This window comes from Erwinia persicina (assembly GCF_014838825.1).
In the GTDB taxonomy this organism is placed as follows: domain Bacteria; phylum Pseudomonadota; class Gammaproteobacteria; order Enterobacterales; family Enterobacteriaceae; genus Erwinia; species Erwinia persicina_A.
Window position 1 is genome coordinate 339,867 of the sequence record NZ_JACYMO010000001.1, and the last position, 14,690, is coordinate 354,556.

The 14,690-nt window shown below is 56.0% G+C and carries 13 protein-coding genes and 1 pseudogene; 7 read left to right on the plus strand and 7 right to left on the minus strand.

All coding sequences use genetic code 11. The annotated features are described in order from the left end of the window. Window positions 1-23: 23 nt before the first annotated feature. The 3 genes from glgX to treZ all read right to left on the minus strand — a co-directional run bounded on the left by glgX (window position 24) and on the right by treZ (window position 6,468). The gene (glgX, locus tag IFU29_RS01550) at window positions 24-2,099 is read right to left on the minus strand and encodes a glycogen debranching protein GlgX (protein WP_191932360.1); all 2,076 of its coding nucleotides are present in this window, start codon (window positions 2,097-2,099) and stop codon (window positions 24-26) included. Between the two features lie 68 nt (window positions 2,100-2,167). Beyond that, a complete protein-coding gene (gene treY, locus IFU29_RS01555) occupies window positions 2,168-4,684 on the minus strand; it encodes a malto-oligosyltrehalose synthase (protein WP_191932361.1) in 2,517 nt (838 codons plus the stop codon). After that, window positions 4,681-6,468: a malto-oligosyltrehalose trehalohydrolase gene (gene treZ / locus IFU29_RS01560; RefSeq protein ID WP_191932362.1), complete on the minus strand. Its 1,788-nt coding sequence runs from the start codon at window positions 6,466-6,468 to the stop codon at window positions 4,681-4,683. The genes treY and treZ overlap by 4 nt, the downstream gene beginning before the upstream one ends. A gap of 178 nt (window positions 6,469-6,646) precedes the next feature. Between treZ and IFU29_RS01565 the strand changes: the two genes are divergently transcribed. Continuing rightward, window positions 6,647-7,144, plus strand: a complete 498-nt coding sequence (locus tag IFU29_RS01565; RefSeq protein WP_191932363.1) for a GNAT family N-acetyltransferase — start codon at window positions 6,647-6,649, stop codon at window positions 7,142-7,144. A 1-nt stretch (window position 7,145) separates the two neighbouring features. On the opposite strand, the gene IFU29_RS01570 is transcribed toward IFU29_RS01565, so the two are convergent. Together IFU29_RS01570 and IFU29_RS01575 are read right to left on the minus strand one after the other, a co-directional pair. Further along, the gene (locus tag IFU29_RS01570) at window positions 7,146-7,508 is read right to left on the minus strand and encodes a cupin domain-containing protein (RefSeq protein WP_191932364.1); all 363 of its coding nucleotides are present in this window, start codon (window positions 7,506-7,508) and stop codon (window positions 7,146-7,148) included. 244 nt (window positions 7,509-7,752) lie between these two features. Continuing rightward, entirely contained in the window at window positions 7,753-9,144 is a 1,392-nt protein-coding gene (locus IFU29_RS01575; RefSeq protein WP_191932365.1) for a glycoside hydrolase family 10 protein, read from the minus strand. Window positions 9,145-9,452: 308 nt separating this feature from the next. On the opposite strand from IFU29_RS01575, the gene IFU29_RS01580 reads away from it, so the two are divergent. The 5 genes and pseudogenes from IFU29_RS01580 (at window position 9,453) to arsC (ending at window position 12,780) form a co-directional block, all read left to right on the plus strand. Then, on the plus strand, window positions 9,453-9,836 hold the full coding sequence (locus IFU29_RS01580) for a nuclear transport factor 2 family protein (protein WP_191932366.1): 384 nt from the start codon (window positions 9,453-9,455) through the stop codon (window positions 9,834-9,836). A 199-nt stretch (window positions 9,837-10,035) separates the two neighbouring features. Further along, window positions 10,036-10,227: pseudogene (locus tag IFU29_RS01585) on the plus strand (helix-turn-helix domain-containing protein); the annotation flags it as partial. A 460-nt stretch (window positions 10,228-10,687) separates the two neighbouring features. After that, entirely contained in the window at window positions 10,688-11,008 is a 321-nt protein-coding gene (locus IFU29_RS01590; RefSeq protein ID WP_191932367.1) for a metalloregulator ArsR/SmtB family transcription factor, read from the plus strand. 44 nt (window positions 11,009-11,052) lie between these two features. After that, entirely contained in the window at window positions 11,053-12,339 is a 1,287-nt protein-coding gene (locus IFU29_RS01595; RefSeq protein ID WP_191932368.1) for an arsenic transporter, read from the plus strand. Window positions 12,340-12,354: 15 nt separating this feature from the next. Next, complete coding sequence (gene arsC / locus IFU29_RS01600) at window positions 12,355-12,780, plus strand: glutaredoxin-dependent arsenate reductase (protein ID WP_191932369.1); 426 nt, start codon at window positions 12,355-12,357, stop codon at window positions 12,778-12,780. A 148-nt stretch (window positions 12,781-12,928) separates the two neighbouring features. On the opposite strand, the gene IFU29_RS01605 is transcribed toward arsC, so the two are convergent. Both IFU29_RS01605 and IFU29_RS01610 read right to left on the minus strand, forming a co-directional pair. Further along, window positions 12,929-13,417 (minus strand): hypothetical protein, encoded by a 489-nt coding sequence (locus IFU29_RS01605; protein ID WP_062743268.1) that lies wholly within the window; start codon window positions 13,415-13,417, stop codon window positions 12,929-12,931. Between the two features lie 106 nt (window positions 13,418-13,523). Continuing rightward, window positions 13,524-13,952, minus strand: a complete 429-nt coding sequence (locus tag IFU29_RS01610) for a hypothetical protein (RefSeq protein WP_191932370.1) — start codon at window positions 13,950-13,952, stop codon at window positions 13,524-13,526. Window positions 13,953-14,121: 169 nt separating this feature from the next. On the opposite strand from IFU29_RS01610, the gene IFU29_RS01615 reads away from it, so the two are divergent. Further along, a complete protein-coding gene (locus tag IFU29_RS01615; protein WP_191932371.1) occupies window positions 14,122-14,652 on the plus strand; it encodes a hypothetical protein in 531 nt (176 codons plus the stop codon). Window positions 14,653-14,690 lie beyond the last annotated feature (38 nt).

Here is a 14,690-nt window from a genome sequence, read left to right on the forward strand (position 1 = left end):
TGTGCATCAATACGACTGACGCGTTATGGCCTGCGGTACAGGGCAATGCTGCGACCTTCCAGTTCCACGTTCTTCTCTTTGGTGATCACCTTACCGGGCCTGGCCCGGTCTGAGGTGCTGAGTTCCAGCACCCAGCCCCCTTCACCAAACTGTGGGATCAGGAAGGGCACATTGCCCTCATACGGGTTAAACAGCATCAGCACGTCATGCCATATCCCTTCCTGGTCGGCCAGATCCGCCCGGCCAATATAGACCCCGAGCGTTGACCCTTCGTCCCACTGCTCTGGCTGCTGAAAACCACCGCCTGCGTTGAACCACTTGATTTCCATATCATCACGCCAGCTTTCACGGCGCAGCAGCGGTTGTGCGGCGCGCAGCGCAATCACCTGTCGGGTAAACTCGCGCAGCGCTTCACCACTTTCCGGCACCGCGTCCCAGTGGATCCACGAGATTTCGTTATCCTGGCAGTAGCCGTTGTTATTCCCGGCCTGGCTGCGGCCAAACTCATCCCCGGCCAGCAGCATCGGGGTACCGTGAGAGAACAGCAGGGTGGCGAGAAAATTACGTTTCTGACGTTCACGCACCGCATTAATGCCTTCATCCTCCGTAGGGCCTTCCGCACCATAGTTATATGACCGGTTATCATTATGACCGTCGTTATTGTCCTCACCGTTGGCATCGTTATGCTTTTCGTTGTAAGAGACCAGATCATTCAGCGTAAAACCGTCATGTGCGGTAATAAAATTCACGCTCTCCCAGGGGCGTCGGCCGCGCTGATCGTACAGATCGCCCGATCCCAGCAGGCGGGCGGCAAACTCGGTCGACACATTGTCTCCCTTCCAGTATTCCCGCACCGTATCACGATACTTGTCGTTCCACTCGGCCCAGCCCGGCGGGAAAGCGCCCACCTGATAGCCGCCCGGACCAATATCCCACGGCTCTCCGATCAGCTTCAGCTTTGACAGCACCGGATCCTGCATGATGGCGTCAAAAAAGCCGCCGCGCGGATCGAAACCGCCCGGTTCACGGCCGAGAATGGTACCTAAGTCGAAGCGAAAACCATCGATGTGCATCGACTGCGCCCAGTAACGCAGGGAGTCCATCACCATCTGCAGCACGCGCGGGTGGGAAGTGTTGACGGTATTACCGGTGCCGGTATCGTTAATATAGTAACGGTGCTGATCGGGCAGGGTGCGGTAATAGGAGAAGTTATCGATGCCCTTAAAGGAGAGCGTAGGGCCCAGCTCATTACCCTCAGCGGTGTGGTTGTAAACCACATCAAGGATCACCTCGATTCCGGCATCGTGGAAGGCGCGCACCATATCTCGGAACCCCTGAATACCGTTGGGGCCGAAATAGCGCGACGCAGGCGAGAAGAAGGCCAGGGTGTTATACCCCCAGAAATTTTTCAGTCCTTTGTCCAGCAGGTGCTGATCGTCCGGGAACCAGTGAACGGGCAGCAGTTCGACCGATGTGACGCCCAGGCTCTTTATATACTCCACGGACGCCGGATGCCCCATGCCTTCATAGGTGCCGCGCAGCGCCTCCGGCACCGCCGTATTCAGCTGGGTAAACCCTTTCAGGTGGGTTTCATAAATCACCGTGTGTGACCAGGGGATAACCGGGCGGTTTTCATCATGCCAGTGAAATTCATCCGGATCGATAACGCGGCATTTGGGCGTAAACGGCCCGCTGTCGCGCGTATCAAAGGTCAGATCTTTATCATCATCGTACAGGTCATAGGCAAAGTGGGCTTCGTTCCACTCGATGTCGCCCGACAGCTCGCGCGCATAGGGGTCAATCAGCAGCTTGTTCGGGTTAAACCGGTGTCCGTTTTCCGGATCGTACGGGCCATAAACCCGGTAGCCGTACAGCGCCCCCGGCCGCAGGCCTGGCACATAGCCATGCCACACCTCATGGGTGTATTCAGGCAGCGTCAGCCTGGCAATTTCCTGCGTACCGCTCTCATCGTACAGGCACAGCTCCACGCGCTCGGCATGCGCGGTGAACAAGGCAAAGTTCACCCCTTCACCATCAAAGTTGGCCCCCAGCTGGTGGCTTAGTCCCGGTTCTATTGCAAAAGGTTGATTATCTGACATGGTGTTTTTTTATCCTGTTGCAGAGTGAATCGCCAGCGGTAAGGCATGACGTCCATGGTTCAAAGTCATTATTCACTGGCCAGTATCAGCGGTACGCCCTGGCTGTCCGGCTGCAGGCTGAGGTGGTCCGTCAGGAAAGTGACTTCCCCGTTAAGAATATTACGGTAACGTCGCCGGGCGAGAGGCGCATCCAGCGCGATTGTGCTGTCACCAGCGGTCGCCGGCTTCCCGCTGAGACTGAGCATCAGACGGGGAGCGACCACAATCAGCGCGTCCGCGCTGTCGCAGCGGGCAAAGGCGATGATGTGCTCTTCGCCCTGGCCTTCCGCGTGCAGCGGCAGGTAATTTCCCCGACGAAACAGCTGTGGACGGGCCTGACGTAAACGCAGCAGGCTGGTTATCACATGCTGGTTAAGCTGACCGCTCAGCCAGCGCGGCGCAGAGGTGTCGAGCGGGATCCGGTGCTCTGCCAGCATCTGCTGCAGCGTGGCAAAGTCAGGTTCACGACGGTTGTCAGGGTCGATCAGGCTGAAGTCCAGCGTCTCACTGCCCTGGTAGATATCCGGCACGCCCGGCGCGGTCAGCTTGACCACGGTCTGGGTCAGGCTGTTGATCAACCCGGCGCGAATAAATGGCTGAAGCGCGGCGGTAAAGTCACGCAGAAAAGCCTGATTTGACGGCGCGAGCAGGTGAGCGGCATAGTCGAGCACCGCATTCTCATAATCATCGTTCACGGCGGTCCAGTTGGTGCGCTGTTTGGCCTCCCGCAGCGCCTTCTGCACGTAAGTGAGAAAGCGTTCTTCCAGCGCGGCCAGACCGGCCGTGTCCCCTGGTTGCAGCGTGGCGGGCCAGACGCCGGCCAGCGCCTGATAGAGCATCCACTCGACGGCGGGCCGGGGTGCCGGGCCGTCATTCAGATGGGCCACTTTTTCCTGATTCATTTCGCGCCAGCGCGTTACGCAGGCCGCCCAGTGTTCCGGCGCTTCCGACAGCGTATACAGCCGCGCACGGGCATCCTCTCCGCGTTTAGTATCATGGGTCGTGGTGCCGGAGAGCGCATCCGGCTGGCGCTCCAGGCGGGTCGCCATTTCCCGGTGAAAACGCGCCGGAGAGAACGAACGCGGCAGCGGTTCAGCACCCACTTCATTCAGCGCCAGCGACATGTGCTGGCGGAAGAACAGCGTATCTTCGACGGATTTCGCCATCAGCGGCCCTGTCAGCTGCTGGAAGCGGGTACGGAACGTTGTGGCCTGCTGGTGGGATGCGTCAGAGACTTCGCCGGTCAGGATACGCAGAAGAAAATCCAGCGCCGCAGGATCGGGCGCGCTGGCGCTGCTTTTGACTCTGGTGGCCACGGTGTGCAGCCTTTGCCGATCGGCGTCCGGCATGCCGCTGGCGGTACCGTAAGTCCGGTACACCGGGAAGGCAACCAGCAGTTCGCGCAGCGCCTGACGCAGGGCATTCTCATCTGGCGTGGCGCGTTCAGTCCCGGCCAGGCCGACGGCGAGAGTGAGCAGGGTGGAGAACTCTCCGGCGAAGTTCTTATCGGCCATCAGCAGCTTGGCAGCGCGCAGCTCGGCGGCCATATTTACCGGGCGATCGACCACCTCATTATAGATTTTACGCAGGTTAGCCAGCTGACTGCCGTCCACCAGTGCATCGGAGAGCGCGGCCATAAATTCGTAGCCGGTAGTGCCCGAGACCGGCCAGTCGTCAGGCAGGTGCTCATCCTCGCCGAGGATTTTTTCCACGGTAATATAGCAGTCCGCTCCGGCCTGCTGACGCAGATGGTCAAGATAGCCCTGTGGATCGGCCAGCCCGTCGACATGATCCACCCGCAGGCCGTCAACCGCGCCGGAATGCACCAGCTCAAGGATCAGACGGTGGGTATCTTCGAAGACTCCTTCGTCTTCTACGCGGACCCCCACCAGACCGGTGATTTCAAAGAAGCGCCGGTAGGAGAGATCCTGCGCGGCGTCCCGCCAGCACATCAGCCGCCACGGCTGCTGCTGGTGGAGCGCGTTGATGTCTGCTTTATCGGTGATGGCCAGCACGCCCGCCTCGCGGCCCTGCCAGCTGTCAGGCGTCAGCGGGTAAAAGGCATCATAGCAGGCGAGGGCGGGCCTGCCCGTTACCGGGTCGGCTTTAACCGCTATATCCCCGTTGTCCAGCACGGTTTCAAAGTCATCACCGAGGAACGGCAGCGTCAGACGGCGCGACCAGTCGATATCAAAATGCCGGGCATAACGGCTTTTTTCGCCATGTTCAACCACGTCATGCCACCAGGCATTTTCCAGCGAGGCGGCCATGTGGTTGGGCACGATGTCGAGGATCAGGCCGATCCCCGCCTGTTTCAGCGTGCTGACCATGCGGTCGAAGCCCGCCCGGCCGCCGATGGACGGCTCAATCTCGTTGGCATCGGTCACATCATAGCCGTGCGTGGAACCGCGGGTGGCGGTAAAGATCGGCGAGGCATAAAGATGCGAGATACCCAACTGCTGCAGGTACGGCACCAGGGCCGCCGCCCGGTCAAAGGTCATGCCGTTGCGAAACTGAATACGGTAAGTGGCGACAGGTATAGTCACGTTGCATCTCCCGGTAGAAGGCGAACAAGAATGGAATGCGGCGGCAGATCCTCGCCCCGATCGGGCCAGGCAAAGATCGTCTCGCCGGGCAAATCCGGCAGCGGCTGCGGAGTGGCAGCGATATTTACCGCCATCGACAGCGTCCCCTGGGGGAACGTCCAGCTGACGGCGAGGAAGCCGGATGCCGTTTTCACCACGTTTCCGCTATGGCCGCCCGCGCGGGCCAGCAGCGGCACAATATACTGCTGACGCAGCGTCAGCAGCTGGCGGGTCAGTGCCATCCACGCCTGACCTTCCGGGGTTTCCGGCTTGTGCCAGTCGAGCCTGGAAGCAATAAAGGTTTGTTCCGCATTCGGATCGGGCACGCTTTCACCTTCATGCCCGGCGTGGCCGGCAAACTCCCTTGCCCGGCCTTCGCGTACCGCTCGGGCCAGGTCGCCGTGGAAGTCGGTGAAGAACAGGAAAGGATGGGTCTCACCGTACTCTTCCCCCATAAACAACAGCGGAATGTGCGGGGACAGCAGCAGCATGGCGAGCATCACTTTGCTGCGGTCGGCCCCGGCCAGGGAGATCAGCCTGTCTCCCTGCGCCCGGTTGCCGACCTGATCGTGGTTCTGGATAAAATCGACAAAGGTCACCGGCGGCTGCCCCTGGCTGTCCACGCCGCGCGCCTCGCCGGACTGCGGAGACACCTGGCCCTGATAGATAAAGCCTTCCGTCAGCGCCCGGGCCACGCCTTTTTCGGGCTGATCAGCGAAGTCCTGATAATAGGCATGTGTTTCACCGGTGGCGAACACGTGTACCGCATTATGAAAGTCGTCGTTCCACTCGCCGGTAAACAGCGGAGCACTGCCGTCGGCATCGCGGGGATGCAGGAAGATCACGTTGCGGCAGTCTTCGGTAGTGAGGTGGATCGGGCGCTGCGGTATCTCTGCCCGGATGCGCTGCGCGATCTCGATCAGCACGTGCGGCTGCTGGCTGTCCTCAATCTGGTCAATGGCATCGAAGCGCAGCCCGTCCAGATTGTATTCCTGCAGCCAGTACAGCGGGGCTTCGACGATGTAGCGGCGTACCGCATCCACGTCCCAGGCAATTGCGGCTCCCCAGGGCGTGGTGCGCTCCGGATGGAAAAAGTCGGGAGACAGCAGGGGCAGATAATTGCCCTCAGGGCCAAAATGGTTCAGGACGATGTCCAGCACCACCGAGATACCGTAGCCGTGCGCGGCGTCGACAAAGGCTTTAAAGTCCTCCGGCGAACCGTACGCCGCGTGAGGAGCATAGAGCAGTACGCCGTCATAGCCCCACCCGCGACGGCCGCCGAACTGGGCGAGGGGTAAGACCTCGACCATGGTGATCCCCAGCCCGGCGAGGTGCGGCAGTTTGTCGATAGCGGCACGGAACGTTCCCTGCGGGGTAAAGGTGCCGATATGCAGCTCGTATACCACGGTTTCTTCCCAGGGGCGGCCTGCCCAGCCGGTATTCTGCCAGGCATAGCGGGCAGGGTCGATAACCAGCGACGGCCCGCCGACGTCATCGCGCTGCGCGCGGGAGGCCGGGTCCGCGACCGTCTTGCCATCGGCAAGCACGTACTGATACTCCTCGCCGGGCTTGACGCCAGCGACCTCAACTTCAAACCAGCCGTTGCCGGTTGGCGTCATCTCAATGTCTTTCGCGGAAAGTCGCAGGGTGACTTCGCTCTGGCCAGAGGCCCAGAGACGAAAACGCACGGTGTCGGCAGCCACAAATTCGGCACCCCAACTTTTCGGGAATGATCGGGTTTCCATTCGGTCTCCTCGTTTAAGTCCAGTACGCAAAAATCGCTGACATCACGGCGGCACCCCGGCAAAGGGGGTAAGATATCAGTCGGGTAAAGGTGTCTTCAGGATATGGATAGCGGTCAGGGCATTACAATCATAGACCAGGATGTTACGACCCGCAGGCCAGAAGGAAATGAGGGGGAAGATGAGCATCACTATCAGAGCATTCCAGGTGAGTGACCTCGATGCCGTCATTACGCTGTTTCAGGCATCCGTCCGACAGATCGCGTCACGGGATTACCGGCCTGAACAGATAGCGGCCTGGTCACAGGTAGACCGGATAAGCTGGGAGAAGCGATTTCAGCAAAGCTGCTGCTGGCTGGCGGTTCGCCATGACGAGATTGCCGGTTTTGGCAACGTGGAGTTTGACGGGCATCTGGATATGTTATTTACCCATCCCGGGCATCAGCGCTGCGGCGTGGCGACCGCGCTGCTGAAACGACTGGAGCAGGCGGTGGCCGATAGGGCGCTACCGGCCATTTTCACTGAAGCCAGTATCACCGCCAGACCGTTTTTCAGCCGGCAGGGCTTCCGGATGATTGAGGCACAGCAGGTCAGGGTGCGCGATCAGCAGTTTATTAACTACCGGATGCGGAAAATGCTGATGTCAGATAACGCGACAGGCCAGACCGATCCGGCATGATTTATTCTGTCCCGACATCAAAAATAACATACAGCTTGCGCATCGGTGTATCGACCACCCAGGTGCCTTCGGTGTTAGCAGCAAAGAAGAAACTGTCGCCCCCTTTAAAGGGTAATGTGGCTTCGCCGTCCGGGGTAAAGGAGCCCGTGCCGCTGAGAAAATGCATCACCTCAGCCTGCTTTACCCCCCGGCGATAGCTGCCCGCACCGCACTCAAAAATTCCGGTATCAATATTCTCTTTGCCCGGGATGACTGTTTGAATGCCGGATAACGGAATGGTGCCGGTGCCCGGCAGACCCTCAACCGTACCCCAGGATTCCATCGTCTTAATGGTGGCAGGTTGTTCTATTTTTTGCACTTTCATATCAATGAGTTCCTGTTGGTGACACTGTCACCTAATAATGGCGGCAGGGGGATAAAAACGCACTGTCATGCGGTATGCTTTCGTTATTCAGAGTAAGGGGTTTGCTAAAAACAATGCGGAATTTTTAAGGTGTCCGTTAACATATTTGCATGCAAACCGGCCTGAGTTTGGTAGAAACTTTTGCGAGGATCTTGCAGAGGAGACTGGACCAGCGGGCGCGAACTCGCTGATCCTGTAAGCTATTTTATTGTGTTTTGGATTTATCGCCCCAGCGGCTTTGCAGATAGCGCACCGCATCCTGAGTCTGCGGCCGGTTAAGGTAGTCCTCGCGGAAAAGAATGGTACCGCTGACGCCGGGAAGAGATTCATTTAAATCGAGCTGCTTCTTCAACTCCGGCACGCCACCCTGTACCGTCCAGTCAGGTTCAGTTTTTGACGGTTCGCCCACTTTATACAGCGCAATGCCAATGTAAAGGCGGGTTTTCGTTGGCCTGACCACATCGGCCCACCATTTTGTCAGCACGTCATACCGGGCGGCCTGGCGCGAGAACGGCCAGTAAACCTGTGGCGCAATATAATCGAGAAGTCCCTGCTGCACCCAGCGGCGGGTATCGGCGTAAGACTCATCATAGGCAGCCGCACCGCGTGTATCCGAACCCGCCGGGTCGTGCGAGAGATTGCGCCAGACGCCTGCCGGACTCACGCCAAATTCAACGCCCGGTTTCAGCTGCCGGATGGTGCGGGATACCTGTTCGATCAGCTGCTGCGTATTGTGTCGCCGCCAGTCGGCCTTGCTGATAAACCCCTGGCCGTATTGCCGGAACGTCTGGCTGTCGTTCAACGCAGAACCGGGAGACTCTGCATAGAAGTAGTCATCGAACTGCACGCCGTCGATCGGGTAGTTTGCCACCACCTCGGCCACGATGCTGGTGATCCAGTCCCGCACCTCCGGGATCCCCGGGTCGAGCACATAGCGGTCGCCTGACGTACGGATCCAGTCGCGGTGCAGCACAAAGACGCTGGCGGGCTGGAGCGACAGCGTCCGGTTCAACTCCGCCACCGTGGACGATTTTGTATTAACGGAAACGCGATAGGGGTTAAACCAGGCATGCACTTTCATGCCCCGCTTGTGCGCTTCATCGAGAATAAACTGCAGGGGATCGTAGCCGGGATAGTCGCCGATATTGCCCGTCAGCATATCGGACCACGGCAGAATTTTAGAATTCCACAGTGCGGTGGCGTCAGGCTTCACCTGGAAAAATACCGTGTTGATGCCAAGACGTTTCAGCTTATCCAGCTTATCGGTCAGCGCCTTCTGCTGCAGGCTGATACGCAGGGCCGCACTGCTGACATTCACCGAAGAGACCGGTGGCCAGTCAAGGCGTGATACCGTTGCCAGCCAGACGCCGCGCATCGGCTGTGAACTCCGCACGGGCTGGCCTGATCCCGGCGGTTTAACCGGAGAGGGAAACGGCGTGACCAGAGATTTTGGTGGCTGGGTGGAGCAGCTGGCCAGTAACAGCGCGGCGGCCACAATGAAAGCGCTGGCTTTTTTCGCGGTGGCGGCAGAGGCAATGCGACGGGAACGGGTGATGATAAGCTCCGGTTTTATCTGAGGATTGAATGCAAAGGACATTCTCAACCTATCCGGGGCAAAGTCAATGGATCGGGACAGAGAAGTCCGGTGTCCGCCAGTGGCATGACATTCGTTTTCCCTATGGCAAAAATGGTCTGATCAGACGGATAAAATGTGACGAATTGTCACCAGACTGGCGAACTGCTGCGATCTTGATAAGTCTCATCAGAGGGCAGGGAGGTGCGTTTTTTGCTGCTCCTGTGTGAATTCTGGCGTGTCATACCCCTGATAACCTCATAGAATTCACGTAGCGCGATCGGTTTTAGTTAACCCTTATTTTTTCATTTCCAGAGTTCTGCGGAGGTCTCTTGACTGATTTATCTGAGCTGTTGCTGGTCCTTCAGCGGCTGGAAATCCAACTGCATCAGCCGGCTATTCGGCATGATGCGCAGCAGGTTAATGCGTTGCTGCATCAGGATTTTACAGAGACTGGCCGGTCAGGGATACGCTATAGCCGGCAGCAAGTCATTGACGCGCTGGCGAAGGAACGTGATCGAACAGCCATCGAAGCCGGTGATTTTACACTGACCATGCTCGCCGATGGCGTGGTACTGCTGAATTACATCAGTACGCAACGGGATGCGACAGGGATAACGGCTAACAGGACCATGCGAACATCTATCTGGATTTGGTCTGCAAAGGTCGGTCACTGGCAGATGCGTTTCCATCAGGGGACGCCTGCAAAAGATTGAACGGCTCCGGCAAAGAGAGGCAGGCGAGGTACCCGTGAGCAAAGCCCACGGCCGGGTACCTGATCTGATATGCAATTTAACATAATATACATTATGCGCACCGGCGTTGTAAGTCCCATTTGATAATGTCACTTTTTAGCTAGTTTATGATGTCACCCAGATACGGCGCATTTTCCACCTTTCTGAGAGATCTCTTCTGATGCTGGTAACCATGTCCTATAAAGAACTTCACCGCTTGCCGCTGATCCAGGGCGTTGTTGAAAAGCGCCTGCCTCGCTGTGATGTTGCCTCTCAGCTGGATCTCACTGAACGTCAGGTGCAGCGTCTGATGAACCGCTTCCGGGAGTCCGGTGCTGCCGGGCTGACGAACAGCCGTCGCGGTTTGCCCGGGACTATGACCAATCCCGACGATAAACAACATTCCATCGCTGTTCAGTCATCCGCTGCATTTTTATGTGTTGAACCAACATGGCGTTAACCCGCCTGATAAAGCTATGTTCGGGTACTGAAGGATCATCAACCGTTCAGAAAAATCAGCCCTGTCAGCGTCAGCCGTACAGCACTGTCCTCATAAATAATGAAAATAAAAGATGATCGCGCTACGTGAATTCTGCGATTTTCGCAGGGGTATGGCACACCAGAATTCACACAGGAACGCGACTTCCCTGCCCGTCTGATGGCTGTGTAGCCCACTGGTGATGGCCAGCTTTGCGGAAAATGGCCCCCTGCACGAACTCAGATTCGATTAGGGGTAAATGCGTCATAAAAACCTGCCGTGGGTTAAACGATGCTGTTAAAATATACACATATGAAATATCATATCTGTTTGGCTGTGTTTAACGGGATCTAACATGCTACAACCGGTTCAACTTTTTAAACTACTGGCTGACGACACGCGCTCAACTATCGTGATGCTCCTCAGAGAGGCTGGTGAGATGTGTGTCTGCGATATCTCTGCGACAACGACAGAGTCACAGCCGAAAATATCCCGTCATATGGCGTTATTGCGTGAGGCGGAGCTGGTCATCGACCGCCGCGAAGGAAAATGGGTACACTACCGGCTGTCGCCTCATATGCCTGCATGGGCTGCCGGTATTATTGATTCAGCCTGGAATTGTGAACGAGAAAACATACGTATTAAGCTCAGTCGCACCACAACTTCCTCCTGTTAAAAATGATAAACACATTCGAATAATCACATGTGATGGAGGCTCTGATGTTACTGGCTGGTGTTATTTTTTTGTTCACGCTCGTTCTGGTTATCTGGCAACCCAGAGGGCTGGGAATTGGCTGGAGTGCCTCGCTGGGGGCATGTCTGGCGTTGCTGACCGGCGTCGTTCATCCCGGGGATATTCCGGTGGTCTGGCAGATAGTATGGAATGCCACCGCCACCTTTATTGCCGTGATCATCATCAGTCTGCTGCTCGATGAATCTGGGTTTTTTGAATGGGCCGCGCTGCATGTTGCCCGTTGGGGGAATGGCCGGGGGTGGTTACTCTTCTCCTGGATAATCCTGTTGGGCGCAATGGTGGCAGCCCTGTTTGCCAATGATGGTGCAGCACTGATCCTGACGCCTATCGTTATCGCGATGCTGCTGGCGCTGGGGTTCAGCCGTGGGGCAACCTTAGCTTTTATCATGGCCGCAGGGTTTATCGCCGACACGGCAAGTCTGCCGCTGGTTGTCTCTAACCTGGTGAATATCGTCTCGGCAGATTTCTTTCAGCTTGGCTTCTCCGACTATGCTGCCGTGATGGTCCCGGTTGACCTGGCGGCCATTGCGGCTACGCTGGTAATGCTGCATCTTTATTTCCGCAGGGACATTCCCGCCGTTTACGATGATTCTCTTTTAAAAGAACCGAAAGACGCTATACGCGATGTGAATACCTTTAAAACCGGCTGGCTGGTTCTGTTTTTACTTCTGGTGGGGTTCTTCGGACTGGAGCCGCTGGGGGTCCCGGTCAGTCTGGTTGCGGCCACGTGTGCCCTGCTCCTGTTAGCCGTAGCGAAACAAGGTCGCGTCATTAATACGGTGAACGTGCTGCGCGGTGCGCCATGGCAAATTGTTATCTTCTCGCTGGGGATGTACCTGGTGGTCTACGGATTACGTAACGCCGGACTGACCTATTATCTTTCATCCGTGCTGAATCAGCTGGCTGAGAAAGGATTATGGGCGGCAACGCTGGGTACTGGCTTCATGACGGCCTTCCTGTCATCGGTAATGAACAATATGCCGACCGTGCTGGTCGGGGCGCTGTCGATTGATGGCAGCACAGCGACCGGTGTTATCAAAGAAGCGATGATTTACGCCAACATCATCGGCAGCGACCTGGGGCCTAAAATTACCCCTATCGGCAGTCTGGCTACATTGCTGTGGCTCCACGTTCTGTCGCAGAAAAATATCAAAATCACCTGGGGTTATTACTTTCGGGTGGGGATTGTGATGACCCTCCCCGTGCTGTTTGTCACGCTGGCTGCACTGGCGCTTCGTCTGTCTTTCAATTAGAGCGAGGATACTGATATGAGCAACATCACTATTTACCATAATCCGGACTGCGGCACGTCACGCAATACCCTTGAGCTGATCCGCAACAGCGGTAAAGAGCCGACCGTTATTCATTATCTTGAGACACCCCCCTCACGAGATGAACTGGTCAAACTCATTGCGGATATGGGCATTTCGGTACGGGCGCTGCTGCGTCAGAATGTCGACCCTTTTGAAGCGTTAGGGCTGGCGGAAGATTGCTTTACTGACGATCAGTTAATCGACTTTATGTTGCAGCATCCTGTTCTGATCAATCGCCCCATCGTGGTGACGCCGCTGGGTACCCGGCTATGCCGCCCTTCTGACGTCGTGCTGAATATTCTTCCTGATGCACAGAAAGGCGCGTTCACGAAAGAGGACGGTGAGAGAGTGGTTGATGAACAAGGTCAGCGGCTGAACTAAACGCGTTCTGGTGACGAAGGGCGAGAGAACGCGCCCTTTTATATCTAATAAAATCCGTGTTAACAAAGCATCCTGCGGTTTTCACGGGACCAGAATTCGCATAGCAACAGCACACAGCGTAACTAATAATCATCCGCCGTTTTGCTCTTTATTCCTCGGGTTCTTTCCAAGACAGTGGCACGCCGATAAACGTATGCGTGCAGCAACGGCACGTGACCGGAATATCGTCGGCCGTAATATGTGGATTGACCTGCCTGAGGAACCCAAGCTCGTCAACAAACAATCCAGGATAAAAGCTGAAGTCGCCACAGCAAACGTAGTCCCGCTGCTTGTGCTCGTGTCGGGCCACTAACCAGAAAATGGGCTCGTCTCTGTCCAGACGGCTTTTCGCTTCGCTGTAAACCTCGTCCCACTTCTGACCGATTTTACTCAGTAAAAAATGAAACAGAGGAGAATAGTCCAGACCGCGCTGTTGCTTACTGTGCATTGATTCACGCTGCGGTAATTCTTCATCTGCCCTTTTCTTCCGGTTTCGTTCCCAGCGATAATCCGCGCCGGGATTATTTGAATGGTGGCGTGTTGTGGTATTCACCCGGCGATAGAGTTTATCTACGCGGTTTTCATTATGGATACGCATATTCTGTTTTGATTACCTTCTGAACCGGGATGATATAATCCTGATAAATAATTTTACCACTATCGCCGTTCGCGCGGGTATTACGCCTACTGAGTAATGGGGAAAATTAATCACATGTGATCAGTTTAATCTGGCCATTTTTGGCATAGGTTTCCACAAAGTCAGGTTGCGCCACCCAGACGCGTTTCTGCTGATCTTTATCAAAGAAACCATACCAGCGAAATACGCCTTCCCTGCCCTTAAAGGTCATATCCGCTATTTTTGCTGTTTTACTAAAGTTGTCCCAGTTAAGCGTCATGCCTCCCGTGCCAAGATCGAGCGTCTTATCCAGGAAGAACCCAATCTTATTAGCGTCAATACGTTTCGTATGAACCGATATTACTATCTGATTTTCATTGACCACTAACGGATGGCTTTGTTGATCAACTGGCAGTGAAAATCCCTCGTCATCACAGCGTGTTTTCCATTCGATGGCATGAGATTGAGCAGAAGAGGTGAATGACGTTAAAACAATAATGGCAGCAATAAATCTCATGTAAATATCCCTGTTATCAATACTATTCGGTGATGCAGCGACAAGGGCTATTTACTGAAGCACCCGTGCCGGTCTGACATAACGTGCTACAATCCTGTACGTTTCCCCCTGTGAGGTCGTCAGCACGGGACGGTTTTCCGGGACTGAATCACAGAGAATCACATCACCGATGAAATTACTGCCTCTCCTGGCCACGCTGGCCGTTATAACACTGTCCCTGACTACCTGCATGACGCACAAGGAAGATCATCTTTTACGCAAACCGCTGCACCTCACCGTGCGCGTAGAGGATGAGAACGGTGGGCCGCTGACCCCTACGGCGATAAAAGTTTACCAGCTCGTGCCTGGCCCCGACCGGTTTTTCTGCCTCAGCATTCCGTCACTGGGCGGCGGTGGCAAGAATTGTGGCACCTCTAATAAAGAGTCTATTTATAAGGGCGAATTCCCCGCCAGCGGCTCACTCGGCTTTACCGCGTTGTATCTGACCGGCCTGTATATTGAAGTTGCCGAAACCTGTGATAACACAGTCCCCAACGCCCGGCGGCGCTATTTTAAACTGACGTTAGATACGGGGTCGCTGATGGACGGTCAGACGATCACGGTGAAACCCATTGATAATGCCCAAATGGGATCTGTCATTCAATATAAGCCCTGCACGACCCCGATGCCTTCCCGGGGCGAATGGGAGGATTTTTACTGAGACCTCACTTCCCTGCTCTGCCGGTGACCCGATGATAG

Bases quoted from the DNA above. Each gene is read 5' to 3' on its own strand.
- treZ (WP_191932362.1), bottom strand. From the start codon at position 6,468: ATGGAAACCCGATCATTCCCGAAAAGTTGGGGTGCCGAATTTGTGGCT.
- IFU29_RS01570 (WP_191932364.1), bottom strand. From the start codon at position 7,508: ATGAAAGTGCAAAAAATAGAACAACCTGCCACCATTAAGACGATGGAA.
- IFU29_RS01575 (WP_191932365.1), bottom strand. From the start codon at position 9,144: ATGTCCTTTGCATTCAATCCTCAGATAAAACCGGAGCTTATCATCACC.
- IFU29_RS01615 (WP_191932371.1), top strand. From the start codon at position 14,122: ATGAAATTACTGCCTCTCCTGGCCACGCTGGCCGTTATAACACTGTCC.
- IFU29_RS01595 (WP_191932368.1), top strand. From the start codon at position 11,053: ATGTTACTGGCTGGTGTTATTTTTTTGTTCACGCTCGTTCTGGTTATC.
- IFU29_RS01565 (WP_191932363.1), top strand. From the start codon at position 6,647: ATGAGCATCACTATCAGAGCATTCCAGGTGAGTGACCTCGATGCCGTC.
- IFU29_RS01605 (WP_062743268.1), bottom strand. From the start codon at position 13,417: ATGCGTATCCATAATGAAAACCGCGTAGATAAACTCTATCGCCGGGTG.
- glgX (WP_191932360.1), bottom strand. From the start codon at position 2,099: ATGTCAGATAATCAACCTTTTGCAATAGAACCGGGACTAAGCCACCAG.
- IFU29_RS01590 (WP_191932367.1), top strand. From the start codon at position 10,688: ATGCTACAACCGGTTCAACTTTTTAAACTACTGGCTGACGACACGCGC.
- arsC (WP_191932369.1), top strand. From the start codon at position 12,355: ATGAGCAACATCACTATTTACCATAATCCGGACTGCGGCACGTCACGC.
- IFU29_RS01610 (WP_191932370.1), bottom strand. From the start codon at position 13,952: ATGAGATTTATTGCTGCCATTATTGTTTTAACGTCATTCACCTCTTCT.